Raw genomic sequence first — 13384 nt, 5'->3', positions numbered from 1 at the left:
GGGCGGTTTTTTATTGGGTGAAATGCTAGGCCGATAGTTTACTTGGCGTTTCAGCGGCTTCATGGCATGTTATGGCTGAGCGTTTTTAATCGGGAAGCATGATGATAACTATACGAAAAGCAACGAAAGCAGATGCTCAGGCCTGCTGGGATATCCGCAATGCGGCCATCAATAAAGGCTGCGCCGGATTTTATGATGCGGGCGATCTGATTATTTGGACCGAAGGTGAACTGACCGAGCAATTTAGTCGTATCGTCGATGCGCATTTTTATGTGGCAGAACAATCCAATGACGAGCCGCTTAAGAGAGTGGTCGGTATGGTCATGTTGGATGAACCCTACGCACAGTTAGAGGCATTATTTGTCTCCCCCGATGTCATGGGGCTTGGGGTCGGTAAAGTGCTACTGCAATTTATTGAAACCATGGCTTTTAATCAAGGTATTGCCCAGTTGAGGTTGGAATCGACTTTGAATGCGGTGGATTTTTATCGCCGCTGTGGTTTTGGTGGTGAAGGTTTAGAAGAGGAATCCATCTACTGCTCGCCTAGAGGCATAGCTTTAGAGTGCAGGGTGATGTATAAAAATCTAGGGCGGCCTTTGGCTTGCTAGGGCGCCGCAAAAAACGCTGCTGCTAGAATCTAGGGCGTTGCTTTGCAACTGCTAGAACGCTTCGCTGCTAGAACCTATTTTCTGAGAGGTTGCTGACATACTCAAGGAAATCAACAGATCAAGATGGGGGAATTAACTCCCAAGAGTATGCCAACTATCGTTCTTTCGCCTGAAATCCCGATGCCGATAAGATTAGCGCTAATGGCTTAAATCAAACTTAATCTATTGCAAAAAAAGACTTTATTTCCTTAGCCTTTCGTTAAATTCGTCCCCCATTCGCAAAGTTTTAGTTTGCTTCGGGAGTATTGAGTTGCTGGCGTTTTTCCATCAAATCTTTAATCAAAGGCGTGAGGATAAGCTCCATGGCCAGTGACATTTTACCGCCGGGCACTACTAAGGTGTTGACCCGTGACATAAATGCCCCTTGGATCATATTGAGGTAATAGGGGAAATCGACATTATTGATGCCGCGAAAGCGGATCACCACAAAGCTCTCGTCTAAGCTCGGAATATCTTTGGCGCTAAAGGGGTTAGAAGTATCGACCGTTGGCACTCGCTGAAAGTTAATATGAGTGCGGGAGAACTGCGGCGTCATGTGCTTAATGTAATCGTCCATACTGCGAACAATCGAGCCCATGACCTTTTCGCGGCTGTGGCCGCGCTCCGATGTGTCACGGATAATTTTTTGGATCCATTCTAAGTTGACTATGGGCACCATGCCGATCAATAGATCGACATGCTGGGCGACATTGGCATCCCCGGTAACCACGCCGCCATGCAGGCCTTCGTAGTAGAGCATGTCGGTATTTTCAGGTAGCGGGCGCCATTGGGTAAAAGTGCCGGGCATCTGGTTAAAAGGCACTGCCTCATCGAAGGTGTGTAAATAGCTGCGGGTTTCGCCTTGGCCTGTGGCGCTGTAATCTCGAAAGCATTGTTCCAAGCGGGCAAAGTTATTGGCCTCTGGGCCAAAATAGCTGAGGTTGCGGTTTTCAGCTTGAGATTTGCGGATCATCACTTCCATTTCGGCGCGGGTAAAATGATGAAAGCTGTCGCCTTCGACAAAGGCAGCATTGATCCCTAATTGGCGAAAAATATGGCTAAAGGCGGTGGTAGTCGTGGTCGTTCCCGCGCCTGATGAGCCTGTAACTGCAATAATGGGATGTTTTGCTGACATTTTTTCTACCTAGCTAGGAACCAAAAGAGCCGCTTATGGGGAAGCGATAAAAACGCGAGTACTATTTATACGGTACAGAGGTAGGACTGGTCAATCTTGCTGCTGTGCTATTTGATCTGTCGAGCGTATCGCGAAGGACTCATCGTCTTCACTGTACTCTAATTTCAGCTTACCTTGTTTAAGTGCTTGTTGACATTGAACTATCGCCTGCGCCAGTTCCTGCTCATCGAGACTGGCAAAGCTGCCATCCTCCACTTGACCGAAGAGATATTCGCGGATCAAATTGGCCAGCGTTTCCTGCGGGAGTTGTAACAGGGTTTCATAGGGAATGAGCATCGGTGCTTCCTTGGGGAATATTGTCGCCGTTGATAGGGTCTACGCTAAGTGGGTCAACACTTTGATCGCCGAGTAAAAAGTGTAAAATCCGTCGCTCAAGATAGAAGCGCGGTTTCCAAGGTGTACCGCCCTCGATAAAGCCAACATGACCGCCATAGGGATGCAGTTCGTATTCTACATAACCCGATAATTGGTTTTGCTGGGGGATCACTTCATCGGTCATAAAGGGATCGTCCTTGGCATGGATGATAAGCGTCGGTTTAGTAATGCGGCTGACAAAGGGTAAACCACTGGCACGCGTATAGTAATCGTCGACGCCGTCAAAGCCGTGCAATGGCGCTGTGACTTTATCGTCAAAATCATAGAAGGTATTTAAACGGTCGACCTGCAACTGGCTCAGCGGCATAGAGATGGCTAAGTCGGGATCGTTCAGCTTATGGCTGATTTTTTGCTGCAACTGTTTGATTAAATAGCTTTGATACACCTTCGAAAAACCATTTTCTAAACGTTTTGCGCAGGCGGACAATTGCAGCGGCGCCGAGACAACCACTGCGCGATCTAATAAACTGTCATCCTGATATTCGCCCTGATACTTAGTCAGCACATTGCCGCCTAAGCTGTAACCTACGGCTAATAAGGGCGATTGCGGATACGCGCTTTTCAGTGTCGATAGACTAAACTGTAAATCGTCCGTGTCACCACTGTGATAACTGCGCGCGAGGCGATTGGCCTCACCCGAGCAACTTCTGTGATGGTGCACGACGGCTGCGAGTTGCTGTTCTTTACAGGCTTGCAGTATCCGCCGCGCATAATGGGACTGAGCACTTCCTTCTAAGCCGTGGATGATCACCACGATCGGTTTGCCAGACTGCGGAAAATCCTGCCAATCTAAATCGACAAAATCGCCATCGGGCAACTCTAAGCGCTGCCGCTGTAATGCTGGTTTGGCCACTTTAGTGAATACGGGTAAAATCGTTTGTACATGGGGACTCTTGGCCCACCAAGGCGGCATAAAGGAATTTGGCATGGGTGTTTATCTTGGTATCGGCTATTGCTGAAAATTAAAACGTGTGTTTAATTTATATCCAAGCGACTTCAAAATGCTGAAATTCTTATTTTGAGGTCGCTTGGATATAAACTCGTGGGCAGTGTAGCACAATTGTTTTTTATGCTGATATTTAGGCCGACATTTAGATTGATATTTAGATTGATATTTAGGAGATAGAGATGAAGCGACGAACCTTTTTGATGGGCGCGTTTGCCGGTACGGCGGCGTTAGCCTTAGGGGTCAATCTTTATTCTCCTGAGTTTAGTTTGCCCGAGGACAGCGAAGGCAAAGATTATCGCTTGTTGTTTAGCGTGCTTTTACCAGTGATGCTCGACGGTGCTTTGCCCGATGTGGCAACTCACAAGCTCGCGGCGCAAAATCGCACTTTAGATGCCATCAAACAGTCAATTTCTGTGTTACCCGAGGAGCAGCAAACCGAGTTATTTGAACTGCTCGATATGCTCGAAAATCGCCTCGGCTTACTCGTACTGACCTCAAGCATGACACCGTTATTGATGCGCTCTCCCGCCGAGTTAACTGAAATGCTAGAAACCTGGCGCCACAGTTATTTTGCGCTGTTACAAACGGCTTATCTCGGGTTGCGGGAATTAGTAATGGCCAGTTACTACGCTTGCCCTGAACATTGGAGCCGCCTGCATTATGCCAAACCTGAACTGTTCAAATAGCTCGCCCGTTTGTAACCGAATCAAACACCCAATAATAAGCATCTTTCCCGCGACAGTGGAGCACTCAAGTTGGCAGTCATAGATCCCATAGTGAATGGTTTAAACTCAGGTTGGTTACATACCGATGCGAGCCAATTGCAAGAAAACCAACAGTTTGAAGCCGATGTTATTATTGTCGGCACAGGTGCTGGCGGCGGTGTGGCGGCCGAAATCCTCACCCAAGCTGGGCTAAGCGTGATCATGATTGAGGCGGGACCGCTAAAATCCTCCAGCGATTTTAATATGGAAGAGCGGGTCGCTTATCCCAACTTGTATCAACAAGCCGCGGCGATGAAAACCGCCGACAAGGCGATTGGGATTTTTCAAGGCCGCGCAGTCGGTGGCTCAACCACAGTTAACTGGACTACTTCTATTCGCACGCCGACCGAGGCGTTAGCTTTTTGGGCGCAACATAAGTCGGTTGCAGGGCTTAATCGCGAGAGCTTAGACCCTTGGTTTGAGCAAATGGAGCAGCGGCTCAATATCCATGAATGGAACTATGAGCCTAATCGTAATAATGCCGCCCTGAAGCAAGGTTGTATCAATCTTGGCTGGGAATACACAGTCATTAAACGCAATGTGGCGGGTTGCTGGAATACCGGCTATTGCGGCATGGGTTGTCCGGTTAATGCGAAGCAATCTATGTTAGTCACCACTATTCCCTCGGCACTTGAGAAAGGCGCGCAGCTGATCAGCCGCGCTAAAGTGACTAAGATTGAGCACCATAACGGTCAAGTGTTTGCGTTAAAGGCGCAGGCGTTGGATGTGAATTTACGACCCACTAACGTTGAGCTGTTATTTAAGGCTAAACATTATATTTTGAGTGCGGGCGCTATCCATACGCCGACGATTTTGATGCGCTCGCAGGTGCCAGATCCCCACAAACTTTTGGGTAAACGCACTTTTTTACATCCGACTTTGTTATCCGGCGGCGTGTTTGCCGATTCGATCAATGGCCATAGTGGCGCGCCGCAATCTATCTATTCCGATGAATTTGTGTGGAAGAATGACGCCGATGGTGAGCTCGGCTATAAACTCGAAGTGCCGCCAGTGCACCCGATTTTAATTGCCTCTAAAACCTTAGGTTATGGTGCGAGTCATGCCGAGTTAATGGCGCAGTTCAATCAGTTGCAAGTGACGATTGCCTTAATCCGCGATGGTTATCATCCCGACAGTCAGGGCGGTGAAGTGCACTTAACCCCTAAGGGATTTACCCTAGATTATCCGCTGACCGATGCCTTTTGGCGGGCCGCGAGACGCGCTTTTGCCAGTATGGCGGAGTTACAATTCTCGGCGGGTGCCTTAAAAGTGTTGCCGATCAGCGATGGCATGCCTTACTTATCTTCGTGGAAGGACGCCAAAGAGAGCATTGCGCAGATGTCACTCGCGCCACTGCGTACTATCGTCGCATCGGCCCATGTGATGGGCGGTTGTCCCTTCGGCGAAGATGAAAAGCTTTCTATGGTAAATAGTTATGGTCAGTCGCACTATTTAGAAAATCTGTCTGTAATGGATGGGTCTATCTTCCCCACCAGTCTTGGTGCTAACCCGCAGCTGTCGATTTATGGCATCACAGCGCGTAATGCCACCGCACTTGCACAAAAACTCACCGACGGCAAAGGGTGATGTTACCTTAGCCGATGATTCTGATGCAGAAGATTACTTGCAGATAGCTCAGCTGCAGAAACGTATGTTGCCGCAACTTATGCAGAAGTAATTTATGCTGCAGAAATGTATGTAGCTTAAGACCATGCTCGCCGTGGCTTAGGGCTGAATGGTGCTAATGGGTAAATGCCCTGTTTTCACTAAGATAATGGTTTCCTCTTCGACAAAAGGAAAATGGCCGCTCATGTGCGGACTGCGTATCCAAGTGTGGCGCGGATATTCCCCTTGCTCATCTTGAAACTTGCCCGATAACACCAATATTTCTTCGCCGCCAAAATGCCGATGGGGTTGAAAGGTTTCACCCTTAGGCCATTTCACTAGCGCAGTATGTTCATACTCGAACTCATGTAGCGGCATCACTTGCAAGCCGCCTATGCCTTGTAACCACTCAGTCTTCTGAGTGTTAATCTTGACCACATCGAGATCTCGCGGATCGAATTGATTGAGTTTAACTAAGATGACGCAGCCTTCTTGGCTAAACGGCGCGTGTTGGCTCCCTGGTGGATGGCGAAGATAACTGCCCGCGGGATAATCGCCGTTTTCATCGGAAAATACCCCCTCGAGCACTAAGATTTCCTCGCCCAGCGGATGCGGGTGGGTCGCAAACTGCGAGCCCGCGTCATATTTCACTATGCTGCTAGTGTGCCCTGATTCTTTAGCCTCCCGCTCGAGAGGCTTGCGCCAAACGCCTTGAGCAGGACTTGGCAACCAGGGTTGCTGCTGCGTATCAATAACGACACGTTCGCTAAAGTTCATATTGAGCATAGTGTTAGACCTTATTTAACCTTAACTTAGAATAGTGATTGTTTACTGTGTTCGTTGCGTCTTGCTGCGCTCTGCGATGTTAGCTGTGTATTAGCATACTCGCTTTGTCTGCAATATTAGTTGCGTCCAGCCATCACGCCGCCATCAACATCCCAAATCGCGCCGGTAACCCAGCTGGTGTCATTGGATAAAAGAAAACAAATGCTGTTTGCTACATCGGCTGGCGTGCCGACTCTACCAATAGGGTGAAAAGCGTTGAAGCTTTCAATCACTTGGTCTAGCTCTGCCTCTGGGATAAAAGCGTTATAGATGGGCGTATTCACCACGGCGGGTGAAACCGCGTTGACGCGAATATGCTTGTCCGCCAGTTCCATCGCTAAGTGCTGGGTTAATGCGTGTAATCCGGCTTTGGCCATGGAATACGCCGACGAAGGCGTGGCTTTAACCGCTTGTTTTGCCCACATAGAACCTATGTTCACTATACTACCACCGCCCGCATCGATCATCTTGTGGGTCACGGCTTGGGTGATTTTGAATAGGGCTTTATTTAACGCCATATAGAGATCGTAATCAGCCTCTGAGTGGTCGATAAAGGATTTGGGATTGAAATAACCCGCCGCATTGACTAGGTAGCCGACCTTTTGCTCAAGCTGGGTAATGTGCGCAATCAGCCGATTAACATCCGCAGCTTGGTAAAGGTTGGCTTGAAAACCGTCGACGCGTAACTCGGCTGCTGGATGGGCATGTTTGATCGCAGCAACGGCTGCGGTGAGTTTATCTTGCTGATTACCGACGATGAGTACTGATACGCCTTGTTCGGCCAGTTGTTTCGCCGTTTCGAAACCTATGCCGCTGCTACCACCGACAATAATGGCGAGATTTGAGGTATTAAATTGCATTTTCTACTCCTAAGTATTATCAAGGTGGTAATCTTAAGAACTCAATAACTGTTTGAACAGTAAGTACAAATAGGTAAGGCAGGTACTTTTTGGTACATCTTTATGAATAACAATGAAAAAATTATTTCACGCAAATCGCCCCCTGAGCGTTCTGCCCGTATGGTCGAGACGATTTATGGCTGTAAATGGTCATTAACGGTTTATCAGCTGTTGGCCAGTGGGGTACAAAGACCGGGGGAAATGGTGCGCTCAGTTGAGGGGCTCTCAACTAAGGTATTGAATCAATGTTTAAAAAAGAACATAGAATTTGGCATCTTAGATAAGGTCATTTATAACGAGCTGCCGCCGCGGGTCGAGTATCAAGTGACTGAGTTTGGCCAAAAATTTCTGCATATTTTGGATGAGCTGGAAAAGTTACAGCAAGAAATCGACGCTTAATTAACTTTCCTTTGTAGCAGTTCAATGTCGATAAGGTAAATCGCAGCGGTTTATTTTATCGAGATGAAGCGCTACTCAAGGGAGCATGCGGGTAGTCGGAAATAGGAGTGTGTATGCCTAAAAATACATTACGGGAAGGTGGCTGCTTGTGCGGCGCGATTCGTTATCAGATTGAAGGTGAACCCTTTGATGCGGATTATTGCCACTGCCGTTCGTGCCAAAAAAGCACGGGCTCTGCATTTGGGGCTTGGATGGATTTTAAACTCAGCCAAGTGATTTGGCTTAAAGGTCAGGTGACTGAGTTTGCATCGTCTGAGCTTATTCGCCGTGGATTTTGTAACCAATGCGGTACATCGTTAACCTACCGACATATTCAATATCCCGATTACTCGACCTTGAGCATAGCGAGTCTGGACGACGCTAACCAAGTTCAGCCTAGGTACCATATTTATACTGAGAGTCAGTTGAATTGGTTGGTGATCAAGGATGACTGTCAACGCTATCCACAAGGCCGCAGCTGTTAGCGGTTCAGATGATCATAGTGTTAATTTGATTGAGCTCGATCTAACTTAGCTGTGCTTGATTTAACGTGATTTGTTTGGATTAGATCAGGGCGCGATGAGGCCGATTTCGTTGGCGTCCATGTCACTGAGTCCAAACAAGCTTAAGTAGCTCACCAGATTCGTTGCTTGGCCGCTTGGGCTGAGTTCATTGAGTTTATTTAAGATGGTTCGCTGCGCTTTACGTTCCATCATCAGCTCAACGGCGAGCATTTGTTGATACTCTTGCTCATTCAAGCTGGACTTGGCGAGTTTGCGTAATTTGCGGTAGGGCATGAGAAATCTTTCATCCCATTCACCCACGGCGCTCATCAGCGTTTGCCATTGGTCTGTGCTGTATTGCTGCGGCCCAGACACATCCATAGTGATATCTAAATATTGTGCCAGTAGCAGTAGATTGACGTTCACCTGACAGCTATTTTGCAATTCGAGACAGAGCGCTTTGTTTTGCGCATAGCTCATATCACACCATTGCCAGAGTTGACTGTCGAACTGGGTTAAAACCGCCATACTATTTCCTTGTATTGCCGCTGCTACTGACTTTTATGTAAAAGAACGCTGGAGTTATTGTTGCTCCATGACCTCAAGTTCCATTGCATCTATCTCTTCTTGCAACTCGAGCCATTGCATTTCACTGTCTTCTAAGGTTTGCGTCAAGCTCGTTCGCTCAGTTAATACCGAGGTTAGCTTGGCTTTGTTATCTTGATCATACAATTCGCTATCGGCCAGCAAGTGTTCTAGCTCGGCGAGGCGTTCGCTCAGCTTTTGCTGTTCGGTTTCTAACTTAGTTTGTTTGCGCTTGAGCGGCGATACCTTTTGGCGGATTTCGGCCTCGAGGCGTTTTTGCTGCTTTTTATCAGCGGCAGGTTTGATCTCGTCACTGGTGCTGTTTTGATTCGAGTTGGCTTTCGCCGCATCGAGCAACCATTGGTGATAATCGTCTAAGTCACCGTCGAAGGCGCGCACTTCACCTTGATCGACCAGATAGTAATCACTACAGGTTAATCGCAGTAAATGCCTATCATGCGAGACGACAACCATAGCACCTTCAAAGGTTTGCAATGCCATCGTTAGGGCGTGGCGCATCTCTAAGTCTAAATGGTTGGTGGGTTCATCGAGCAGCAATAGGTTAGGGCGTTGCCAAACTAATAGTGCTAACACTAAACGGGCTTTCTCGCCGCCGGAAAAGGGTCGCACCGGAGAAAGCGCCATATCGCCGTTAAAACCAAAACCGCCTAAGAAGTTACGCAACTCTTGCTCTCTGGCATTGGGTGCAAGACGCACTAAATGCTGCATCGGCGTATCGTCGAGGCGCAAAAATTCGATTTGATGCTGGGCAAAGTAACCGATATTGACGCCAGGATTAGGTTCATACAAACCTGTCATTGGCGATAACTGACCCGATAACAGCTTGATTAATGTCGATTTACCTGCGCCGTTACGGCCGAGCAAACCAATACGCGCACCCGGTACTAAGTTTAAATGCACCTTGCTAAGGATTGGCTTATCGCTATAACCGATCGCGACTTGCTCCATCTTAATCAGCGGATTGGGTAGGGCTTCTGGAGCACGAAACTCCATATAAAATGGGCTATCGGCTTGAGACGGCAACAACTCAGTCATGCGTTCTAGCGCTTTTAAGCGGCTCTGCGCTTGTTTGGCTTTACTGGCCTTATAACGGAAACGGTCAACGAAGGACTGCATGTGCGCACGTTCTTTTTGTTGACGCTCGAAGGCAACCTGTTGCTGCGACATACGTTCAGCACGAATGCGCTCAAAGGCACTGTAATTGCCTTTGTAGAAATTGAGTTTTTGATTTTCAACGTGGACGATTTCATCAACGATTTCATCGATAAAGTCCCTATCATGGCTGATTAAAATCAGCGTGCCTTGATAGGACTTAATCCAACCTTCGAGCCAGTACATGGTATCCAAGTCTAAGTGGTTGGTCGGTTCGTCGAGGAGCAATAAGTCAGAGCGACACAGTAGCGCTTGGGCTAAGTTGAGGCGCATACGCCAACCGCCCGAAAAGCTTTTCACTGGATTGCTTTGATCGGCTTCACTAAAGCCCAGACCCGCTAACAATGAACCCGCGCGCGAATGAATCGCATAACCACCGATAGCGTCGATTTTGCCGTGTAACAGTGCGATGGCATTGCCGTCGTTATCTTCTTGGGCCTTGTGTAATAGGGCTTCTAATTGACGATATTCGCTATCGCCATCGATCACATATTCCAGTGCCGAGACGTCGAGCGCAGGGGTTTCTTGGGCCACAGTGGCAATTTGCCAGCCAGAAGGCAGACTAAATTCACCTTTATCTAGGCTTAAGTGACCTAAAATTAATGCGAGCAGTGAAGATTTGCCTGTGCCGTTAGCACCGACTAAACCGACCTTATGGCCGGGATAAATCGTGAGAGAGGTCTCATCTAGCAGGGTTTTGCTGCCACGGATTAATTGCGCTTGGTTGATGCTGATCATTGACTACAACTTGGTTAGAACGTGAATTCGTCAGGGCACAGATAATAGCGTACAACCCAGTTTCAAACCACAGCCTGACCCGATAACTCGGACAATTATTCGACTTTTCAGGATGATCTTTAGCGAATCGCATCACATTGGCTTAAGGCCTCATACTTTCAGGTAACACTGGTATTCAATCATCAGTGTGGCAAAATAGCGGCAATTTCTTCGGCCGAGTCCCTTGGCCCTGCTATCTGGTCCTTTATCTATTATGACAAACACTAAAATCAAAAAGCGTTTCGTAGCCGGTGCTAAGTGCCCAAAATGCAGCGCCAAAGACAGCATTTTACTCTATAAGGAAAACGGCATCGAAACCGTTGAATGTACTGAGTGTGATTACCGTGAACAGCAAACCGATGAAAAGGTGACAGAAAAAGCCACCGGCGCAGTGATCGGCGTGTTTAAACCTGACTAGGTTGAAGATTCAATTCAAGTGAGAATCTGAATGTGACCACTTTAAAGGTCACATTCCAAAGCTTGGCTAACCATTCAAGATAACGATCGCGTCAGTTGTGCAGCATGAATTGTCATTGTTTCCCCAGTGACTCGACGCCTATTTTCTTTTAAAAGAAGCATCCCTGAGGATTCAACTAGAGCATTCCTGTTTTAGAAGGTCACTGGTGCAACAATACCAATCTTCACTAACCTTTTGGCTGTTCGTTCAGCTAAAAAGTTATTGCCCCAAAACGAGTTAACAAGTTGTCAGTAGAGCTGTAACGAACGTACTTTCTGTCTTAGACATTTTCATCATTACACCTGTGTGATGTAATTCACTACTGCCCATCAAAAAACTGGATAATTATACAGTCGTATTCAAATCATAACGATTTTTATCCTGCATTTGTGCGCGTATTCTCATTTTTTCAAGTTAATTATTTAAAAAAATCAATGTCTTGTGCATTTGATTAAGTGGGTGTTAGGTTTGAAAAACGCGCATGAGCGTTTTTCTTGGTGCGTATTTAAAGTAAAGCTGATAACTTCTTTGCAATACAATCAGTTAACTGTGCGCGTTTTCACCGGCCTAATGAGGTAAACAGCGCAGCGCATAAATACTAAGACGTTATATACCAATGAGATTCAGGAGTACTTTTTAAATGGAAGTTAGTTTTGCAGAAAATGCCTACGCAACGGTTAGCTTGGTTCAATTCCTATTTGGTATTTTTTGCGCTCATTGGGCACAAAATACTAAACGAAGTGCTTGGTTATGGTTTTTTATGGGATGGTTTTTTGCGCCAATAACTGGCTTATTTTTATTGGCTAAAAATGGCAAATCAAAAGCCTAATAAGTTTTTACGCAAGGTATATAACAAACAAAGGTAACTGACGCTTACCGCGCAGCGGCTTTGGGCGTTATAGCGCAATTGAAATTCAGCAAGATTCGGGTCGGCATTAGTCGTTCGGCCTCCTAATATAGCATCTGTTCGGGCATATGCCCTTTTATAGTAAGCAGATCCTAGAGGAATAACGATGACTATACTTGCCAACAAAGTCGCTATTGTTACCGGTGCCAGTACCGGCATTGGCTACGCAGCCGCGAAACTTTTTGCCAGAGAAGGTGCTGCCGTAGTGGTGGCTGCAAGGCGACAGAAGGAGCTTGATGAACTGGTGGATTTAATCATCACGGAAGGCGGGCAGGCACTGGCACTCGCCGGTGATGTTGGTGAAGAAGCTTTCGCCAAAGCTTTGGTAGATAAGGCAGTAAGCCACTTTGGTGGCCTGGATATCGCTTTTAACAATGCTGCCATTCTGGGTGCTATGGGCCCTGTCCCTGAGATGTCGCTCACGGACTGGAATCAAGTTATTGCGACCAACTTAACCAGCGCATTTTTGGGCGCAAAGTACCAGCTTCCCGCCATGGCTGCCCGAAAAGGAGGTTCGTTAATTTTCACCTCTACTTTCGTTGGTTACACGGCAGGTATGCCAGGCATGGCAGCCTACGCAGCCAGTAAGGCGGGATTGATTGGACTGACTCAGGTGCTGGCATCCGAGCACGGACCTCAGAACATCCGGGTCAATGCCCTTTTGCCCGGTGGGACTGATACGCCGGCAGGACGTGAGTTTGCCAATACGCCAGAAGCATTGGCATTTGTGCATAATCTGCATGCTCTTAAGCGTATGGCGACACCAGATGAAATTGCCCAATCTGCCTTGTACCTTGCCTCCGATGCCTCCAGCTTCACCACGGGATCTGCAATGCTGGTCGATGGTGGTGTATCTATAAATCGTATTTGAGAGGCCGCCCCATGTCAGACTATGACCGAATCGCAAGCGCTATGGCCTATTTGGTTGAGCGGGCAATTGATCAGCCCAGCCTTGAAGAGATAGCCGCCCATGTGCATCTGAGTCCGTATCACTTTCAAAGGCTGTTTTGTCGTTGGGCAGGTACTACGCCGAAGCGCTTTTTACAGGTCCTGACATTGGAGCGGGGTAAAGGATTGCTTAATAATTCTCGCTCCTTGCTTGATGTCTCACATGAGCTTGGATTAAGCGGCAGTTCAAGGTTGCATGATCACTTTGTGCAACTGGAAGCAGTCACACCCGGCGAGTATAAAAATCGAGGTAAGGACGTACAGATCGAGTATGGAGTCCATCCTACCCCACTGGGGCCCATGTTTGTGGCCGTAACTCTGCGTGGTGTTTGCCGGG

Annotated in this window: 16 protein-coding genes; 9 read left to right on the top strand and 7 right to left on the bottom strand. The window is 47.5% G+C overall.

Annotated features, from left to right (window positions below; genetic code table 11):
• The first annotated feature begins 101 nt into the window (after window positions 1-101).
• Window positions 102-608 carry a GNAT family N-acetyltransferase gene (locus Q4Q50_RS19635; RefSeq protein ID WP_311900753.1) on the top strand — a complete coding sequence of 169 codons (507 nt, stop codon included), beginning with the start codon at window positions 102-104 and terminating at the stop codon, window positions 606-608.
• A 286-nt stretch (window positions 609-894) separates the two neighbouring features.
• Here the strand turns inward: Q4Q50_RS19635 and Q4Q50_RS19630 are convergent, their stop codons facing one another.
• The 3 genes from Q4Q50_RS19630 to Q4Q50_RS19620 all read right to left on the bottom strand — a co-directional run bounded on the left by Q4Q50_RS19630 (window position 895) and on the right by Q4Q50_RS19620 (window position 3145).
• Window positions 895-1782, bottom strand: coding sequence for a phosphoribulokinase (locus Q4Q50_RS19630; RefSeq protein ID WP_311900751.1), 888 nt, complete (start codon window positions 1780-1782; stop codon window positions 895-897).
• Window positions 1783-1872: 90 nt separating this feature from the next.
• Window positions 1873-2118, bottom strand: a complete 246-nt coding sequence (locus tag Q4Q50_RS19625; protein WP_220775937.1) for a YheU family protein — start codon at window positions 2116-2118, stop codon at window positions 1873-1875.
• Window positions 2102-3145 carry a hydrolase gene (locus Q4Q50_RS19620; RefSeq protein ID WP_311900749.1) on the bottom strand — a complete coding sequence of 348 codons (1044 nt, stop codon included), beginning with the start codon at window positions 3143-3145 and terminating at the stop codon, window positions 2102-2104. The genes Q4Q50_RS19625 and Q4Q50_RS19620 overlap by 17 nt, the downstream gene beginning before the upstream one ends.
• A gap of 200 nt (window positions 3146-3345) precedes the next feature.
• On the opposite strand from Q4Q50_RS19620, the gene Q4Q50_RS19615 reads away from it, so the two are divergent.
• The gene (locus Q4Q50_RS19615) at window positions 3346-3852 is read left to right on the top strand and encodes a hypothetical protein (protein ID WP_006082960.1); all 507 of its coding nucleotides are present in this window, start codon (window positions 3346-3348) and stop codon (window positions 3850-3852) included.
• A 69-nt stretch (window positions 3853-3921) separates the two neighbouring features.
• A complete protein-coding gene (locus Q4Q50_RS19610; RefSeq protein WP_311900746.1) occupies window positions 3922-5517 on the top strand; it encodes a GMC family oxidoreductase N-terminal domain-containing protein in 1596 nt (531 codons plus the stop codon).
• Between the two features lie 138 nt (window positions 5518-5655).
• Here Q4Q50_RS19610 and Q4Q50_RS19605 read toward each other — a convergent pair whose 3' ends face one another.
• Both Q4Q50_RS19605 and Q4Q50_RS19600 read right to left on the bottom strand, forming a co-directional pair.
• Entirely contained in the window at window positions 5656-6321 is a 666-nt protein-coding gene (locus tag Q4Q50_RS19605) for a cupin domain-containing protein (RefSeq protein ID WP_311900744.1), read from the bottom strand.
• Window positions 6322-6437: 116 nt separating this feature from the next.
• Window positions 6438-7220 carry an SDR family NAD(P)-dependent oxidoreductase gene (locus Q4Q50_RS19600; protein ID WP_012586878.1) on the bottom strand — a complete coding sequence of 261 codons (783 nt, stop codon included), beginning with the start codon at window positions 7218-7220 and terminating at the stop codon, window positions 6438-6440.
• Between the two features lie 102 nt (window positions 7221-7322).
• Between Q4Q50_RS19600 and Q4Q50_RS19595 the strand changes: the two genes are divergently transcribed.
• Window positions 7323-7658, top strand: a complete 336-nt coding sequence (locus Q4Q50_RS19595) for a winged helix-turn-helix transcriptional regulator (protein WP_006082956.1) — start codon at window positions 7323-7325, stop codon at window positions 7656-7658.
• Between the two features lie 113 nt (window positions 7659-7771).
• Window positions 7772-8182 (top strand): GFA family protein, encoded by a 411-nt coding sequence (locus Q4Q50_RS19590; RefSeq protein WP_259566436.1) that lies wholly within the window; start codon window positions 7772-7774, stop codon window positions 8180-8182.
• A gap of 84 nt (window positions 8183-8266) precedes the next feature.
• Here Q4Q50_RS19590 and Q4Q50_RS19585 read toward each other — a convergent pair whose 3' ends face one another.
• Together Q4Q50_RS19585 and Q4Q50_RS19580 are read right to left on the bottom strand one after the other, a co-directional pair.
• The gene (locus Q4Q50_RS19585) at window positions 8267-8728 is read right to left on the bottom strand and encodes a TIGR02444 family protein (RefSeq protein ID WP_126491226.1); all 462 of its coding nucleotides are present in this window, start codon (window positions 8726-8728) and stop codon (window positions 8267-8269) included.
• Window positions 8729-8782: 54 nt separating this feature from the next.
• A complete protein-coding gene (locus tag Q4Q50_RS19580; protein ID WP_006085975.1) occupies window positions 8783-10696 on the bottom strand; it encodes an ABC transporter ATP-binding protein in 1914 nt (637 codons plus the stop codon).
• Between the two features lie 253 nt (window positions 10697-10949).
• On the opposite strand from Q4Q50_RS19580, the gene Q4Q50_RS19575 reads away from it, so the two are divergent.
• The 4 genes from Q4Q50_RS19575 to Q4Q50_RS19560 all read left to right on the top strand — a co-directional run.
• On the top strand, window positions 10950-11153 hold the full coding sequence (locus Q4Q50_RS19575; RefSeq protein ID WP_012088350.1) for a YheV family putative zinc ribbon protein: 204 nt from the start codon (window positions 10950-10952) through the stop codon (window positions 11151-11153).
• A 679-nt stretch (window positions 11154-11832) separates the two neighbouring features.
• Window positions 11833-12021 carry a hypothetical protein gene (locus tag Q4Q50_RS19570; protein ID WP_006085974.1) on the top strand — a complete coding sequence of 63 codons (189 nt, stop codon included), beginning with the start codon at window positions 11833-11835 and terminating at the stop codon, window positions 12019-12021.
• A gap of 184 nt (window positions 12022-12205) precedes the next feature.
• Entirely contained in the window at window positions 12206-12970 is a 765-nt protein-coding gene (locus Q4Q50_RS19565) for an SDR family oxidoreductase (protein WP_311900741.1), read from the top strand.
• Window positions 12971-12981: 11 nt separating this feature from the next.
• Window positions 12982-13384, top strand: a 403-nt coding sequence (locus Q4Q50_RS19560) for a helix-turn-helix domain-containing protein (protein WP_311900739.1), incomplete at its 3' end; no start/stop codon positions are given.

The sequence above is a fragment of the Shewanella scandinavica genome (assembly GCF_031932065.1).
In the GTDB taxonomy this organism is placed as follows: domain Bacteria; phylum Pseudomonadota; class Gammaproteobacteria; order Enterobacterales; family Shewanellaceae; genus Shewanella; species Shewanella baltica.
Note: the sequence above shows the minus strand (reverse complement) of the source record. Positions and strands in the feature narration are given on the sequence as shown.